Raw genomic sequence first — 15061 nt, forward strand, 5'->3', positions numbered from 1 at the left:
CCGACCAGGTGACCGCCCTCAGCGGCACTCCTCCACCGCGTCCCGGAGGCGGCCGACCGCGGCTGCGGCGCCTGCTCGCCGAGTACCGCTCGCTGGCCCCGATCCTCCAGGCGGGGGGCGGCACGAGAACGTCCGGGCGGCTGTTACCCCGGTCGTGGTGGCCGGGGTCGGACGCGGGTCACGGTGACGGTCACCTCGGCGGCCCCGTCGGCCAGGACGCGGGGCCGGTTCGCCGGGCCGGGCAGGACGCGTGCGTCGCCGGTGGTCGTGATGTGCCAGGTGCCCAGGGGGAGGGAGAGGGTGGTCGTCCGGGGGCCGTGCGGGAAGGGGCGGTAGGTGAGCCGGTAGGCGTCCGGGCCGGGGTCGTATCCGGCGGAGCGGACCGTGCCCGCCACCGCCTCCGCGTACGGCTCGGCGGTCAGCTCCTTGTGCGGGCGGAAGGCGCCGGTGCCGTCCACCGCGCAGTAGCCGCCGCCGTAGCACCAGACGTAGCCCGCCCAGCCGGAGGCGTACCGGCCCAGCGAGGCCAGGGCGTCGCGGTAGAAGGCGCCCATGTGCGGCAGCGTGCTGTCCGGCGGCCCCCACTCGCCGACGACCACCGGGACCCGGTAGCGCCTGGGGTACTCGGTGACGGCCCGCTCGTACGCCTCGATCCAGCCGGCCCCGGGGTCGTAGTCGGCGCCCGCCTCCATGGCGGCGTTGTAGAAGTGCGGCGCGTACACGACCCGGGGGTCGTCCACCCGGCCGAGTCCGGTGGGTACGCCCTTGCCGACGACCGGGGTCGGCTCGACGAACAGCCAGGCGTCCGGGTCGGCCGAACGGACGGCGCGGGCTAGGCGGTTGTACATCGGGGTGAGCTGCTCGCGTTCGACCCGGCGCGCGGCCGTCGCCAGGTCCTCGCCCGGCCTCGGCTCGCCCATCGGCTCGTTGATCAGGTCGTAGCCGAGGACGGCCGGGTGGTGGGCGAAGCGGGCGGCGAGGGTGTGCCACATCGCGGCCTGGGCGCGCCGCAGGTCCGCGTCCTCGTACAGATGGGTGAAGGCGCGCTGCACGGCGGGCTCGAAGTACTCGGCGAACCAGTCGTCGGGGTGCGCGGTGAACGGCAGTCCGTCGGTCCTGGTCGCCCACCCGGGTATCCCGCGGTGGCCGAACGCGGGCCCGAACACGTCCTGGTGGGCGTCGAGGACGACCTTCACGTCATGGCGCTGTGCCCAGTCCAGGACGCGCTCGATCCTGCGGAGGTATCCGCGGCTGTACCGTCCCGGTGCCGGCTCCAGGTCGTCCCAGAAGACCAGTAGTCGGGCGAAGTCGAAGCCCCGGGCGCGCAGGTCGCGCAGGTGGCGTTCGGTGATGCCGGTCAGGGCCGCCTCGCCCCGGTGCGTCTTGTCCTCGATGTTCCAGCCGCGCAGGGTGAGCACCCGCCCGCGCCCGTCGGTGAGCCGGGGGACGTCCTGCCCCCTGTCCTCGGCGTGGGCGGTGGCGGGGGCCAGCAGCGCGGCGAGGACCGCGCCCGCGGTCAGCATCGCTCGCAGCACGGGAAAACCTCCGGCGGCCCGGCCTCATGTCCCCCTGTCTCGGGGGCACTTCACGCCGGGCCCTCCCGTACTACCAGCTCCCAGCCGGGAAGGCCAGCGTGAAGTACCTCTGCCGTGCCCCGTGACGAGCACGGCCGCCTCAGTCGCGTGGCTCCCGTACGACCGCCACGTCACCGGGTGCCACGGTGACCGAGCCGGGGGCCGGCCTGCCGGTGAGCAGTTCCGTGGCGTTCCGCGCGACCGGCACCGACGCACCCCGGCCGGTGTGGTCGATGACGAAGAGGAAGTCCGCCTCCGGACCGCGCCTGCGGACCACCTCCACGCCGGGCGGCGCGGAGCGCACCGGTTCCACGCCCGCCTCGGCGCGGACGCGGTCCAGCAGGGCGGCCAGCGTGTCCGGGTCGGGCAGCGTCGCCAGGTACCAGGCGGCACCGGTGCCGTAGCCGTGCCGGGTCACCGCCGGGACACCCGCCAGCGGGCCGTCGGTGAACGAGGCGACCGCTTCGGCGCCCTCCAGCCGCAGCCGCTCCGACCACAGCGTGCCCGACGCGCCCTCCGGCACCGCGCCTCCCAGGGCGACGGGCGCGCCCGGCAGCAGCGGGAACGGTTCGTCGGAGCGCACACCCAGCACGTCGCGGAAGGCCCCCGGGTAACCGCCCAGGCGGACATGGCAGTTCTCGTCCACCGCCCCGCTGTGGAAGCCCACGGCGAGCGTGCCGCCGCGCTCGGCGAACGCGGCCAGGTTCGCCGCGCCGGCGTCGTCGACGAGGTAGAGGCTCGGCGCGAGCACCAGGCGGTACGCGGACAGGTCCGCGTCCGGCCGGACGAAGTCCACGGCGACCCCCGCGCGCCACAGCGGCTCGTACCAGGACCTGACCAGGTCCAGGTGGCGCAGCTCGCCGCTCGGCTGGGCCGGGAGTTCCAGGGCCCAGGAGGCGTCCCAGTCCCAGACGACCGCCACCTCGGCGGGGTTGGTGCTGCCGCGCACCTCGGCCAGCGCCTTCAGGTCGGCCCCGAGCCGCACCACGTCCTGCCAGATCCGGCTGTCCGTCCCGGCGTGCGGCACCATCGCCGAGTGCCACTGCTCGGCGCCCGCCTTCGACTGGCGCCACTGGAAGAACGCGATGCCGTCCGCGCCGCGCGCCACGTGCGCGAGCGCGTTGCGGCGCAACTGGCCCGGATCCTTGGCGCGGTTGACGGGCTGCCAGTTGACCGCGCCGGTGGAGTGCTCCATCAGCAGCCACGGGCCGCCCGCGAGCGAGCGCACCAGGTCGCCGCTCAGCGCGATGTCGATCTCCGACTCGGGGTCCGTGGACCGCAGGTAGTGGTCGTTCGAGACGACGTCCAGCTCGGGGGCCCACCGCCAGTAGTCCAGCGCCTCGAAGCTGAAGTTCACCATGAAGTTGGTGGTGGCGGGGACCGACGGGGCCGCCGTACGCAGCAGGTCCCGCTCCGCCCGGTACAGGGACAGCAGTTCGTCGGAGCAGAAGCGGCGCCAGTCCAGCTGGTGCGTCGGGTTGGGTACGGCACCGGTGGCGCGCGGCGGCAGGACCTCCTCCCAGTCGTGGTACCACTGGGACCAGAAGGCCGTGCCCCAGGCGGCGTTGAGGGCCGCCAGGTCGTCGCCGTACCGTGCGCGCAGCCAGCGCCGGAAGGCGACCGCGCTGGTGTCGCAGTAGCAGGCCGCGTTGTGGCAGCCGTACTCGTTGTGCACGTGCCACATGCTCACCGCCGGATGGTCCGCGTACCGCTCGGCGAGCGCGCCCGCGATGCGCAGCGCGGCCTCCCGGTAGGCGGGCGAGGACGGGCAGAACGTCTGGCGGCTGCCGTAGGAGAGCCCGCGGCCCTCCCGGTCCACCGGCAGCGCCTCGGGGTGGGCCCGGAAGAACCAGGCCGGCGGTGCCGCCGTGGGCGTGGCCAGGTCGGCGGCGATGCCGTTCTCGTGCAGCAGGTCCAGGACGGTGTCCAGGCGCGAGAAGTCGTACACGCCCTCGGCCGGTTCCAGCAGCGCCCAGGAGAAGATGCCGACGCTGACCAGGTTCACCCCGGCCTCGCGCATCAGGCGCATGTCCTCGGCCCACACCTCCTCGGGCCACTGCTCGGGGTTGTAGTCGCCGCCGTACGCGATGCCGGGGACGGACAGGGTGCGCTTCACGTCGTTCTCTTTCGGGTTCGGGCGCCTCAGCCCTTGTTGGAGCCCAGGGTCAGGCCGCTGACGAACTGGCGCTGGAGCACGAAGTACACGACCAGGGTGGGGATCGCGGTCAGCAGGGAGCCGGCGGCGACCAGGTTCGGGTCGGTGAAGTACTGCCCGGAGAGGTTGTTCAGCGCCGAGGTGATCGGCATGTTCTCACCGGTGGAGATCAGCACCAGCGCCCAGAAGAAGTCGTTGTAGATCCAGATGGACAGCAGGGTCGCCAGGGCGGCCATCGCCGGCCTGCACAGCGGCAGGGTGATCTGCCAGTACAGCCGCCACACCGAGGCGCCGTCGACCAGCGCGGCCTCGGTCAGCTCGTGCGGCAGCGAGCGCATGTAGTTGCTCAGCACGAACGCGCAGAACCCGGACTGGAACGCCACGTGGATGAGCACCAGGCCGAGCGCGGAGTCGTACAGCTTGCCGCTCGCGGTGATGCCCGGCAGGTCCGTGAGCAGGTACAGCCGGTACAGCGGGGTGATGATGACCTGCTGCGGCAGCAGGTTGCCGGCCGTGAACACCAGCAGCAGCGCGAGGTTGACCCGGAAGTCGAACCGGCTGACGTAGAACGCGACACAGGAGGACAGGAACAGCGTCAGCAGCACCGCGGGGATCGCGATGAGCAGCGTGTTGCCGAAGTAGTGCAGCATGTCCGACTGCTGGAACGCGTGGGTGAAGTTGTCCAGGCTCAGCTTGTCCGGCCAGGACACGTACCCCTTGGTGCTGGTCTCGCTGTAGGGGCGCAGCGCCGAGAAGACCGCCCACAGCAGCGGGGCGAGCCAGGCCAGCGCGGTGCCCGCGAGGAAGACGTGCAGCAGGACGCGGGCGGGGCGGATCGGGGCGCGCCGCTTCAGCGGGAGAGTGGTGCCGCTCATGCGCGCCGCTCCTTCCGGAAGGTGGCGATCAGGTAGGGGATGATGACGGCGAGGGAGATCACCAGCAGGACGACGGCGATGGCGGAGCCGTAACCGATGCGGCTGGACTCGCCGATGATGTTGTTGGTGACCAGGATCGACAGCAACTCGGTGCCCTGGGCGCCCTTGTTGAAGACGAAGACCAGGTCGAAGGCGCGCAGTGCCTCGATGATGGTGACGACGAGGACGACCGTGTTGGTCGGGCGCAGGGTCGGGAAGATGACGTTCTTGAACGTCTGCCACTCGCCCGCGCCGTCCAGCGCGGAGGCCTCCCTGAGCGACGGGTCGACGCTCTTCAGACCGGCCAGGTACAGGATCATCATGTAACCGGCGTGCCGCCAGGACGCGGCGATCAGGACGGCCCACAGGTTCAGGTGCGGGTCGCCGATCCAGTCGATGTAGTGGCCCGGCTTGTTGGCGCCGATGATGCTGTTGATCAGTCCCGTGTCCGGGTTGTAGATCAGCTGCCAGACGAACCCGATGCAGGCCATCGAGATGACGACCGGCAGGAAGAAGGCGGTCTGGTAGACCCGGGTGAAGCGGATCCTCTTGTCCAGCTGCACGGCGAGGAACAGGCCGAACGGCGTCGGGATCAGGATCAGTACGACGAACCAGATCACGTTGTGCTGGACGGCCGGCCAGAACTGCGGGTTGTCGGCGAACAGCTGGTGGAAGTTGTCCAGGCCGACCCACTTGATCGAGTCGAACCCGATGCCGTCCCAGGTGGTGAAGGCGAGGAGGATGGAGGCTAGGGCGGTGACCCAGACGAGGATCACGTGCAGGACCGTCGGCACGCCCGCCATCAGGGCGAGCGTGAACCGGTCACGGCGGGTCAGCAGGCGCCGGTGGCCCGTGACCCGCTTCTTGTCGGGCGCGGTCCCCGGAGCCGGCGGCGCGGCCGGCTCCGGGGTCTTCGTCGTCGTGTCAGTGCTCATCGGGGCGCTCACGACGAAGCGAAGATCGTCTTCTTCTGGCGTTCGATGGACGACAGCAGGCCGTCCACGCCCTTGGGGTTCTGCAGGAACTTCTGCAGGCCGGGCTGCATCACCGTGGCGGTGAAGTCGGGCCGGGAGTCGCGGTCCATGAACTGGGTGAGGCTCTTGGCGCCGGAGATCATCTCGAACGCCTTCTTCTGCAGCGCCGAGTACGACGCGGTGGAGGCCTTGGTCGAGGCGGCCACCACGGTCGGGTCGCTCTTGAGGTAGATCTCCTCGGCCGCCGGGGTGCCGAGGTACTCCAGCAGCTTCACCACACCGGCGTGGTTCTTCGGCGACTTGGAGACCATGAAGCCGTCGGTGGGCGCCTCGACGGTGTCCTGGCCGTACGCGGGGTTGATCTCCGGGAAGGGGAAGAAGTCGAGGTCGTCCAGGTCGGCCTTGTTGGTGAACTGCTGGCCGACGAAGGAGCCGAGGAGGTACATGCCGGCCTTCTTCGCCACCAGCGTCTGCGCCGCGTCCTGCCAGGTACGGCCCATGAAGCCGTCCTGGTGGTAGGGGAGCAGCTCGGACCAGTGGTCGAAGACGGCCTTGACCTTCGCGTCGGTCCAGGAGGCCTTGCCGGCCATCAGCTGGACGTGGAAGTCGTAGCCGTTGAGGCGGAAGTTGAGCTGGTCGAAGGTGCCCATCGCGGGCCAGGCGTCCTTGTCGCCGAAGGCGATCGGGACCAGGCCGTCCTTCTTCATCTGCTTGCACAGGGCGACCAGTTGGTCCCAGGTGGTGGGGACCTCGTAGCCGTGCTGCCGGAACACGCTCTTGCGGTAGAAGACCGCCCAGGGGTACGTGGTCAGCGGCACGAAGTAGTACTTGCCGTCCGCGCCCTTGCTGAGCTTCTTCATCGCGTCGGGGAAGTTGCCCCCGATCTTCTCCCACACGTCGTCGACCGGGCTGGCGAGGCCCTTGGCCGCGAAGAACTGCATGCGGTAGCCGGCGAACCAGTTGAACACGTCATCCGGCGTGCCCTGCAGATACGAGTTGATCTGCTCCTGGAAGGTGTTGTGGTCCTTGGTGTTGACATCGACCTTGATGCCGGACTGCTTGGTGAAGGCCGTGTAGATGTCGCCGTAGGCCTTCTTCGGCACGGCGTCGGACTGGTTGGAGCCGAGGGTGACGGTCTTCGGGTCGGAGCCGGACCCGCTGCCACCGCAGGCGGACAGCAGGGGTATGCCGGCTCCGGCGACCAGGGCGGCACCGCCCGCTCCGCGGAGCAGGGAACGACGGCTGGGACCGGTCAGGGACAGACCGGAGGGGGAGGGGCGCATGGCGGCTCCTGAGGAATGCAGGGTTCGGCCAAGGGGATGAGTTGATCACCGAAAGGTCTTCGAAACCGCTCAGAAACCAACTCGACCGAACATCGTGGGCGTAATAACAGCCGCATGTCCGCTCATGCGTCAATAGCTCCGGTGCCCACGGCAGGGTCTCTTGCCCGAAACGTAATCGTCACCGTCACCAGGTTCCGCCGGCGGTCGGAGGTCGAACCGTCGGCGGTGCGGTGTACTGGGCTCATGCCCTCGGGCGCAGGTCCCGCTCCCGTGGGTGTCGGCGATATGTACAGACATTCGGACCTGCTCGTGAAATGATGTCTTAACAAAGTATTGACAGCGGGCCCGGCAGAGGCTTGTATCCCGTCCCAACGCACTCGCGTCCCTTGCCCCGTCGCACGCACAGTGAGGTGCAGGAAACGATGGACCGCTCTTCTCGCCCCCGCTCCCGGGGACTGGCCCCCGTGGTGGCCATGGCCGCCGCGGCAGCCCTCACCCTCGCCGGCTGCTCCAGCAGTTCCGGCGGCAAGAAGGCCGAGGAGGAAGCGGCGAACGCCTCCGCTGGCAAGGCCGACACCCCCCGTATGACCGTCGCGCTGGTCACCCACCAGGCGCCCGGCGACACCTTCTGGGACACCGTCCGCAAGGGCGCCGAGGCCGCGGCGGCCAAGGACAACATCAAGCTGGTCTACTCCGCCGACCCCAACGCGGGCAACCAGGCCAACTACGTGCAGAACGCGATCGACCAGAAGGTCGACGGCATCGCCGTCACCCTCGCCAAGCCCGACGCCATGAAGGGCGTGCTCGGCAAGGCGCGGCAGGCCGGCATACCGGTGGTCGGCCTCAACTCGGGACTGAGCGACTGGAAGAAGCTCGGCCTGCTGGAGTTCTTCGGGCAGGACGAGAGCGTGGCGGGCGAGGCGTTCGGCAAGAAGCTCAACACCACCGGCGCCAAGAAGATCGTGTGCGTGATCCAGGAACAGGGCAACGTGGGCCTCACCCAGCGCTGCGACGGCGTGAAGAAGACGTTCCGGGGCACCGCTGAGACCCTGTACGTGAATGGCACCGACATGCCGTCCGTGAAGTCGACCATCACGGCCAAGCTGAAGCAGGACAAGTCCGTCGACACGGTCGTCACCCTCGGCGCCCCGTTCGCGCTGACCGCGGCGCAGGCGGTGGGCGACGCCGGCAGCAAGGCGAAGGTGGCCACCTTCGACCTCAACAAGGACCTGGTCAAGGCGGTGCAGAACGACACGGTCGAGTTCGCCGTCGACCAGCAGCCCTACCTGCAGGGCTACCTGGCGGTCGACTCGCTGTGGCTCTACAAGAACAACGGCAACTACAGCGGCGGCGGTGAGGAGCCGGTGCTCACCGGCCCGGCCTTCGTCGACAGGTCCAACGTCGACAAGGTCGCCGAGTTCGCCGCGAAGGGCACCCGGTGATGAGCATGGCCCGGCAGGCTGAACCGGCGGTGGACGTTCCGCCCGCGCCCGGACCGAAGCAGTCCGACGGTCGCACCGCCCGGCGCCCCCTGGCCCTCAGGCTGCTGGCCCGGCCCGAGGTGGGCGTCTTCCTCGGCGCCGCCGCCGTCCTGGTCTTCTTCCTGATCACGGCGCCACCGGTACGCGACGGCAGCTCGATGGCGAACATCCTGTACCAGTCCTCGACCATCGGCATCATGGCCCTCCCGGTGGCCCTGCTGATGATCGGCGGCGAGTTCGACCTCTCCGCCGGCGTCGCGGTGATCTCCTCCGCGCTCACCGCGAGCATGCTCAGCTACCAGCTCACCGTGAACGTGTGGACCGGCGTCCTCGTCGCCCTGGTCGTCTCCCTCGGGATCGGCGCCTTCAACGGCTGGATGGTCGTGAAGACCGGACTGCCCAGCTTCCTGGTCACCCTCGGCACCTTCCTGATCCTCCAGGGCGCCAACCTCGCCGTGACCAAGCTGGTCACCGGCAACGTCGCCACCGACGACATCAGCGACATGGACGGCTTCGCCCAGGCCAGGAGGATCTTCGCCTCCACCTTCGACGTGGCCGGGGTCCAGGTGAAGATCACCGTCATCTGGTGGCTGGTCTTCGCGGCCCTCGCCACCTGGGTGCTGCTGCGCACCAAGTACGGCAACTGGATCTTCGCCGTCGGCGGCAACAAGGACAGCGCCCGCGCGGTCGGCGTCCCGGTGACGTTCACCAAGATCAGCCTGTTCATGCTGGTCGGCTTCGGCGCCTGGTTCGTCGGCATGCACAACCTGTTCTCGTTCAACACCGTGCAGTCCGGCGAGGGCGTCGGCCAGGAGCTGATCTACATCGCCGCGGCCGTCATCGGCGGCTGCCTGCTCACCGGCGGCTACGGCTCCGCGATCGGCCCGGTCTTCGGCGCGTTCATGTTCGGCATGGTGCAGCAGGGCATCGTCTACGCCGGCTGGAACCCCGACTGGTTCAAGGCCTTCCTCGGCGTGATGCTGCTCGGCGCCGTCCTGATCAATCTGTGGGTCCAGCGCACGGCGACCCGGAGGTGAAGCGATGACCGACCCCACGACCCACGGCACCGTCGTGAAGGACACCCCGCCCACCGTCGACGGCCCCCTCGTCGAACTGCGCGGCGCGGGCAAGTCCTACGGCAACATCCGCGCCCTGCACGGCGTCGACCTGGAGGTCCACGCCGGTCAGGTCACCTGTGTGCTCGGCGACAACGGTGCCGGCAAGTCCACCCTCATCAAGATCATCTCGGGGCTGCACCAGCACACCGAGGGCGAGTTCCTGGTCGACGGAGAGCCGGTGCGGTTCAGCACCCCGCGCGAGGCCCTCGACCGGGGCATCGCCACCGTCTACCAGGACCTGGCCACCGTCCCGCTGATGCCGGTGTGGCGGAACTTCTTCCTCGGCTCCGAGCTGACCAAGGGCCCCTGGCCGGTGCGCCGGCTCGACATCGCCCGCATGAAGCGGACCGCGGACCGGGAACTGCGCAACATGGGCATCGTCCTGGACGACCTGGACCAACCCATCGGCACCCTCTCCGGCGGCCAGCGCCAGTGCGTGGCCATCGCCCGCGCCGTCCACTTCGGCGCCCGCGTCCTCATCCTGGACGAGCCGACGGCCGCCCTCGGCGTCAAGCAGTCCGGCGTGGTCCTGAAGTACATCGCCGCCGCCCGCGACCGCGGCCTCGGCGTCATCTTCATCACCCACAACCCCCACCACGCCTACATGGTCGGCGACCACTTCAGCGTCCTGCGCCTCGGCACCCTCGAACTGAGCGCCGCACGCAGCGGGATCGGCCTCGAAGAGCTGACCCACCACATGGCCGGCGGCACCGAACTCGCCGCGCTCAAGCACGAGCTGGCCCAGGTACGCGGCGTCGACGTGGCCGGACTGCCCGAGGAGGGCGACCTCAGCACACCCGTGGCCACCTCCCCGGAAGGAACCCCCTGATCATGGCGCACCCCACCCCGCTCGACCGCATCCGGGTCGGCTCGGCCCCGGACTCCTGGGGCGTCTGGTTCCCCGACGACCCACGGCAGGTGCCCTGGGAACGCTTCCTGGACGAGGTCGCCGAGGCCGGCTACGAGTGGATCGAACTGGGCCCCTACGGCTACCTGCCCACCGACCCGGCACGGCTCACCGACGAGGTGGCCAGGCGGAACCTGAAGGTCTCGGCGGGCACGGTCTTCACCGGCATGCACCGCGGCCCCGCCGTCTGGGAGAAGACCTGGGCGCACGTCAGCCAGGTCGCCGCGCTCACCCAGGCGATGGGCGCCCGGCACCTCGTGGTCATCCCCTCCTTCTGGCGGGACGACAAGACCGCCGAGATCCTGGAGCCCCCCGAGCTGACCGCCGGGCAGTGGGCGCACCTGACCAAGGGCATGGAGCGGCTCGGCCACGAGGTCAAGGAGACCTACGGCCTGGACATCGTGGTGCACCCGCACGCCGACACCCACATCGACACCGAGGAACACGTCGAGCGCTTCCTGGACTCGACCGACTCCGAGCTGGTCAACCTCTGCCTGGACACCGGGCACTACGCCTACTGCGGCGGGGACAGCGTCAAGCTGATCGAGACCTACGGCGAGCGCGTCGGATACCTGCACCTCAAGCAGGTCGACCCGGACATCCTCGCCGAGGTCGTCGCGGGCGGGGTGCCGTTCGGGCCGGCGGTGCAGCGCGGGGTGATGTGCGAACCGCCGTCCGGCGTCCCGGAGCTGGGGCCGGTGCTGGAGGCGGCGCAGAAGCTGGGCGTGGAGCTGTTCGCGATCGTCGAGCAGGACATGTACCCGTGCGAGCCGGACAAGCCCCTGCCCATCGCGGTACGCACCCGGCGCTTCCTGCGGTCCTGCGGGGCCTGAGAGACCCGGGGGGCGGGCAGTCGCACCGGACCGGGCCGCGGTGTCGCGCCACCGCGGCCCGGTTCCTGCGCTGTCCCGATGGATTCGGTCAGCGAGTGGCCGGGAACCAACGGGGGCACGCGGCCGTTCAGACTTTCAACGGGGAACGCCCGCGCGGGACGGGAGGACGAGATGACACACCGTACGGAAGCCCCCACCACGCCCCAGGACCCGGCCGACGCCGCGGCCCTGCGCCGCGACCGCTTCGGCACGCTGCCCGAGCGGATACGTCCGCAGGACACGGTCGAGACCAGGCCGGCGACCGTGCCGGACCCGGCGCGGGACACCTACAACCCCGACGAGTGGCTGATCCGGTACTGCGGCTGACGCGGAACGGAGCGAGGCGGCGCCGGGCGGTAGCCCGGCGCCGCCCCCGCGGGGTTGCGGCCCGCCCAGGGGGGCTCAGCCCCGCCGCACCTCGGCGAGCGTCACCGGCCGGTGCTCGCGCAGGGACAGCGTGCACGCCTCGGCGATCCAGCCGGCCTCCAAGGCGTCCTCGACGGTGCACGGGGAGGGCCGGGCGCCGGCCACGACCTCGGTGAACGCGGCCAGTTCGGCGCGGTAGGCGGCGGCGAAGCGGTCCATGAAGAAGTCGTGCGGCGTCCCGGACGGGAAGGTCGCACCGGGCTCGACCGAGCGCAGCGGCAGCTTGTCGTCCAGGCCGACGGCGAGGGAGTCGGCGAAGCCGTGAAGCTCCATGCGCACGTCGTAACCGCGCCCGTTGTGCCGGGAGTTGGACACCACCGCGATCGTACCGTCGTCCAGGGTCAGCACCGCGCCGGTGGTGTCGGCGTCACCCGCCGCCGCGATGTAGTCGGCGCCCCGGTTGCCGCCCACCGCGTACACCTCGGTGACCTCACGGCCCGTCACCCAGCGGATGACGTCGAAGTCGTGCACGGAGCAGTCGCGGAAGATACCGCCGGACGCGGCGACGTAGGCGGCCGGCGGCGGCGCCGGGTCCAGGGTCGTGGAGCGGACCGTGTGCAGCGGACCCAGCTCGCCGGCCCGTACGGCGGCCCGCGCGGCGGCGAAGCCCGCGTCGAAGCGCCGGTTGAAGCCGATCTGGACCGGCACGCCGCTGCCCTGGACGCCCCGGAGGACCTCGACGCCCTCACCCATCGTCCGGGCCACGGGCTTCTCGCAGAAGACCGGGACACCGGCCTCGACACCGGCCAGGATCAGGGCGGGGTGGGCGTCGGTGGCCGCCGCGACGACGAGGCCGTCCACGCCGGCCGCCAGCAGCGCCTCGGGCGAGTCCGCGACCTCGGCACCGAACCGCTCGGCGGCGGCCTTGGCCGCGTCCGCGAACGGGTCGGCGACGACGAGCGACTCGACGGCGTCGAGTCCGAAGAGGGTCTCGGCGTGGAAGGCGCCGATACGGCCGAGGCCGAGGATTCCGATACGCATGGTGCTCCTGGAGTGCGAAAGGGCCGCGGGGAAGGCCGGTTGCGGGGCAGGCCGGTCGAGTCCGCAGTCGGCCGCGGCTCTGTCATTCTTGTCAGTACAAACCCCTCGAACAACCAGCAGAGATCCATCAAAAACCCCTCAAGGAGCCGGTCCATGGGCCACCCGTTCCCGATCCGGGAGATCGCACTTCAGGCCGGGCTGAGCGAGGCCACCGTGGACCGCGTGCTGAACGGCAGGGGAGGGGTGCGGGAGAGCACCGCCCGGGAGGTGCACCGGGCCATCGCCGACCTCGACCGGCAGCGCACTCAGGTCCGGCTGGTCGGCCGTACCTTCATGGTCGACATCGTGGCGCAGGCCCCCGAGCGGTTCACCACCGCCGTACGCGCCGCCCTGGAGGCCGAACTGCCCGCGCTGCACCCGGCCGTCGTCCGCTCCCGCTTCCACTTCCGCGAGACCGGCCCGGCCCGGGAACTGGCCGGCACGCTGGACCGGATCGCCCGGCGCGGCTCGCAGGGCGTGATCCTCAAGGCACCGGACGTCCCCGAGGTCACCGCCGCGGTCGGCCGGCTCGCCGCCGCCGGCGTCCCGGTCGTCACCCTCGTCACCGACCTCCCCGCGAGCGGCCGCGTCGGCTACGTCGGCATCGACAACCGGGCGGCCGGCGCGACCGCCGCCTACCTGATGGGCCAGTGGCTCGGCGACCGGCCCGGCAACGTCCTCACCAGCCTCAGCAGCGGCTTCTTCCGCAACGAGGAGGAACGCGAGATGGGGTTCCGGAGCGTGATGCGGGCCCGGCAGCCGCGGCGCGCGCTGGTGGAGATCACCGAGGGGCAGGGCCTGGACGCCACCCAGTACGACCTGGTCCGCGCCGCCCTGGACCGCGACCCGGAGATCCGGGCGGTGTACTCCATCGGCGGCGGCAACATCGCCACCCTGCGGGCCTTCGCCGACCTCGGCCGCGACTGCGCCGTGTTCGTCGCGCACGACCTGGACCACGACAACACCCGCCTGCTGCGTGAGCACCGCCTGTCCGCCGTGCTCCACCACGACCTGCGGCACGACCTGCGCGAGGCCTGTCACGAGGTCATGCGCTTCCACGGCGCGCTGCCGCCCGCCGGGCCGGTGCCGCCGTCGGCGATACAGGTGGTCACCCCGTACAACATGCCTACAGTCCGACCCACCGGCCGCTGAGCGCCGACTCCGCCATGGCGTCCAGCACGGTCGCGCTGCGCACCGCGTCCGCGAGGGTGGCGCCGTACGGCCTGCCCTCGGCGATGGAGCGGACGAAGCGGTACGCCTCGATCACCTTCAGGTCGTCGTAGCCCATCGCGTTGGCCGCGCCCGGCTGGAACGCGGCGAACTCGCCGGCGCCCGGGCCGACGTACACCGTGCTCACCGGCTGGTCCTGGTAGCTCGTACCGCGGCTGACCCTCAGCTCGTTCATCCGGCGGAAGTCCCAGAAGACCGCGCCCCGGGTGCCGTGCACCTCGAAGCCGTAGTTGTTCTGCTCGCCGACCGACACCCGGCAGGCCTCCAGGACCCCGCGGGCGCCGGAGGCGAAACGCAGCAGGCAGCCGACGTAGTCCTCGTTCTCCACCGGGCCGCGCTCGCCGCCGGCGGCCAGGGCGTGACCGGCCGTCGCACCGCTCGGACGGGCCCGTTCCGGCACGAAGACCGCCGTGTCCGCGGTGAGCGCGGCGATGTCGCCGAGCAGGAAGCGGGCCAGGTCGGCGCCGTGCGAGGCCAGGTCGCCGAGCACCCCGCTGCCGCCGCGCGCCCGCTCGTACCGCCAGGTCAGGGCGCCGTCCGGGTGGGCCGCGTAGTCGCTGAGGAAGCGGACGCGGACATGGGTGACCGCGCCGAGCTCGCCGGACGCGATCAGCTCGCGGGCCGCCTCCACGGCGGGCGCGTTGCGGTAGTTGAAGCCGACCGTGCCCTGGACGCCGGCCCCGGCGACGGCGTCGGCGACCGCGCGGGCGTCCCCGGCGGTCAGGCCCACCGGCTTCTCGATCCACAGGTGCTTGCCGGCCTCGGCCATCGCCACGCCGATCTCCCGGTGCAGGAAGTTCGGCGCGGTGACGCTCACCGCCTGCACCCGCGGGTCGGCCGCCACCTCCCGCCAGTCCCTGGTCGCCGAGGCGAACCCGAACCGCTCGGCGGCCTCCTCGGCCCGCCCCGGCACCTCCTCGGCGACCGCGACCAGCCGGGGCCGCAGCGGGAGCCGGGGGTAGTGGTGCGGGAGGCGGGCGTACGCCTGGGTGTGCACCCGGCCCATCCAGCCGAACCCGACGACGGCGACACCGAGCGCGTCCACCATGACAGCCAGCCTCCCTTTGTTGGACCGGTCCACACGCGACCCACGCCACCTTTGTTCGG

General features: G+C 71.0%; 13 protein-coding genes. 6 read left to right on the plus strand and 7 right to left on the minus strand.

From position 1 onward, the window contains the following. Positions 1-143: 143 nt before the first annotated feature. The 5 genes from ACZ3ZD_RS11945 to ACZ3ZD_RS11965 all read right to left on the minus strand — a co-directional run bounded on the left by ACZ3ZD_RS11945 (position 144) and on the right by ACZ3ZD_RS11965 (position 6900). Positions 144-1523, minus strand: coding sequence for a glycoside hydrolase family 5 protein (locus tag ACZ3ZD_RS11945; protein WP_467395830.1), 1380 nt, complete (start codon positions 1521-1523; stop codon positions 144-146). A gap of 151 nt (positions 1524-1674) precedes the next feature. Beyond that, positions 1675-3690, minus strand: a complete 2016-nt coding sequence (locus tag ACZ3ZD_RS11950) for a beta-galactosidase (RefSeq protein WP_467395642.1) — start codon at positions 3688-3690, stop codon at positions 1675-1677. A gap of 26 nt (positions 3691-3716) precedes the next feature. Then, positions 3717-4604, minus strand: a complete 888-nt coding sequence (locus ACZ3ZD_RS11955; RefSeq protein WP_467395644.1) for a carbohydrate ABC transporter permease — start codon at positions 4602-4604, stop codon at positions 3717-3719. Beyond that, a complete protein-coding gene (locus tag ACZ3ZD_RS11960; protein WP_467395646.1) occupies positions 4601-5578 on the minus strand; it encodes a carbohydrate ABC transporter permease in 978 nt (325 codons plus the stop codon). Before ACZ3ZD_RS11960 ends, ACZ3ZD_RS11955 begins: the two co-directional genes overlap by 4 nt. Before the next feature lie 8 nt (positions 5579-5586). Then, positions 5587-6900: an ABC transporter substrate-binding protein gene (locus ACZ3ZD_RS11965; protein WP_467395649.1), complete on the minus strand. Its 1314-nt coding sequence runs from the start codon at positions 6898-6900 to the stop codon at positions 5587-5589. A gap of 422 nt (positions 6901-7322) precedes the next feature. Here ACZ3ZD_RS11965 and ACZ3ZD_RS11970 point away from each other — a divergent pair, with 422 nt between their 5' ends. The 5 genes from ACZ3ZD_RS11970 to ACZ3ZD_RS11990 all read left to right on the plus strand — a co-directional run bounded on the left by ACZ3ZD_RS11970 (position 7323) and on the right by ACZ3ZD_RS11990 (position 11605). Further along, positions 7323-8342 carry a sugar ABC transporter substrate-binding protein gene (locus ACZ3ZD_RS11970; RefSeq protein WP_467395651.1) on the plus strand — a complete coding sequence of 340 codons (1020 nt, stop codon included), beginning with the start codon at positions 7323-7325 and terminating at the stop codon, positions 8340-8342. Beyond that, a complete protein-coding gene (locus ACZ3ZD_RS11975; RefSeq protein ID WP_467395653.1) occupies positions 8342-9418 on the plus strand; it encodes an ABC transporter permease in 1077 nt (358 codons plus the stop codon). Before ACZ3ZD_RS11970 ends, ACZ3ZD_RS11975 begins: the two co-directional genes overlap by 1 nt. Before the next feature lie 4 nt (positions 9419-9422). After that, positions 9423-10328 carry an ATP-binding cassette domain-containing protein gene (locus ACZ3ZD_RS11980; protein WP_467395655.1) on the plus strand — a complete coding sequence of 302 codons (906 nt, stop codon included), beginning with the start codon at positions 9423-9425 and terminating at the stop codon, positions 10326-10328. A gap of 2 nt (positions 10329-10330) precedes the next feature. Further along, the gene (locus tag ACZ3ZD_RS11985) at positions 10331-11239 is read left to right on the plus strand and encodes a sugar phosphate isomerase/epimerase family protein (protein WP_467395657.1); all 909 of its coding nucleotides are present in this window, start codon (positions 10331-10333) and stop codon (positions 11237-11239) included. 171 nt (positions 11240-11410) lie between these two features. Further along, positions 11411-11605: a hypothetical protein gene (locus ACZ3ZD_RS11990; RefSeq protein ID WP_467395658.1), complete on the plus strand. Its 195-nt coding sequence runs from the start codon at positions 11411-11413 to the stop codon at positions 11603-11605. Between the two features lie 75 nt (positions 11606-11680). Here the strand turns inward: ACZ3ZD_RS11990 and ACZ3ZD_RS11995 are convergent, their stop codons facing one another. After that, positions 11681-12685: a Gfo/Idh/MocA family protein gene (locus ACZ3ZD_RS11995; RefSeq protein WP_467395659.1), complete on the minus strand. Its 1005-nt coding sequence runs from the start codon at positions 12683-12685 to the stop codon at positions 11681-11683. 153 nt (positions 12686-12838) lie between these two features. Between ACZ3ZD_RS11995 and ACZ3ZD_RS12000 the strand changes: the two genes are divergently transcribed. Further along, positions 12839-13876, plus strand: coding sequence for a LacI family DNA-binding transcriptional regulator (locus ACZ3ZD_RS12000; protein ID WP_467395661.1), 1038 nt, complete (start codon positions 12839-12841; stop codon positions 13874-13876). Here the strand turns inward: ACZ3ZD_RS12000 and ACZ3ZD_RS12005 are convergent. After that, the gene (locus ACZ3ZD_RS12005; RefSeq protein ID WP_467395662.1) at positions 13851-15002 is read right to left on the minus strand and encodes a Gfo/Idh/MocA family protein; all 1152 of its coding nucleotides are present in this window, start codon (positions 15000-15002) and stop codon (positions 13851-13853) included. The genes ACZ3ZD_RS12000 and ACZ3ZD_RS12005 overlap by 26 nt on opposite strands. Positions 15003-15061 lie beyond the last annotated feature (59 nt).

This window comes from Streptomyces sp. NPDC023481 (assembly GCF_055560195.1).

What these genes read in the sequence shown, in the direction of transcription:
- ACZ3ZD_RS11990 (WP_467395658.1), top strand. Translation starts at nt 11,411, where the DNA reads ATGACACACCGTACGGAAGCCCCCACCACGCCCCAGGACCCGGCCGAC.
- ACZ3ZD_RS11975 (WP_467395653.1), top strand. Translation starts at nt 8,342, where the DNA reads ATGAGCATGGCCCGGCAGGCTGAACCGGCGGTGGACGTTCCGCCCGCG.
- ACZ3ZD_RS11960 (WP_467395646.1), bottom strand. Translation starts at nt 5,578, where the DNA reads ATGAGCACTGACACGACGACGAAGACCCCGGAGCCGGCCGCGCCGCCG.
- ACZ3ZD_RS12000 (WP_467395661.1), top strand. Translation starts at nt 12,839, where the DNA reads ATGGGCCACCCGTTCCCGATCCGGGAGATCGCACTTCAGGCCGGGCTG.
- ACZ3ZD_RS11965 (WP_467395649.1), bottom strand. Translation starts at nt 6,900, where the DNA reads ATGCGCCCCTCCCCCTCCGGTCTGTCCCTGACCGGTCCCAGCCGTCGT.
- ACZ3ZD_RS12005 (WP_467395662.1), bottom strand. Translation starts at nt 15,002, where the DNA reads ATGGTGGACGCGCTCGGTGTCGCCGTCGTCGGGTTCGGCTGGATGGGC.
- ACZ3ZD_RS11985 (WP_467395657.1), top strand. Translation starts at nt 10,331, where the DNA reads ATGGCGCACCCCACCCCGCTCGACCGCATCCGGGTCGGCTCGGCCCCG.
- ACZ3ZD_RS11970 (WP_467395651.1), top strand. Translation starts at nt 7,323, where the DNA reads ATGGACCGCTCTTCTCGCCCCCGCTCCCGGGGACTGGCCCCCGTGGTG.
- ACZ3ZD_RS11995 (WP_467395659.1), bottom strand. Translation starts at nt 12,685, where the DNA reads ATGCGTATCGGAATCCTCGGCCTCGGCCGTATCGGCGCCTTCCACGCC.
- ACZ3ZD_RS11955 (WP_467395644.1), bottom strand. Translation starts at nt 4,604, where the DNA reads ATGAGCGGCACCACTCTCCCGCTGAAGCGGCGCGCCCCGATCCGCCCC.
- ACZ3ZD_RS11945 (WP_467395830.1), bottom strand. Translation starts at nt 1,523, where the DNA reads ATGCTGACCGCGGGCGCGGTCCTCGCCGCGCTGCTGGCCCCCGCCACC.
- ACZ3ZD_RS11980 (WP_467395655.1), top strand. Translation starts at nt 9,423, where the DNA reads ATGACCGACCCCACGACCCACGGCACCGTCGTGAAGGACACCCCGCCC.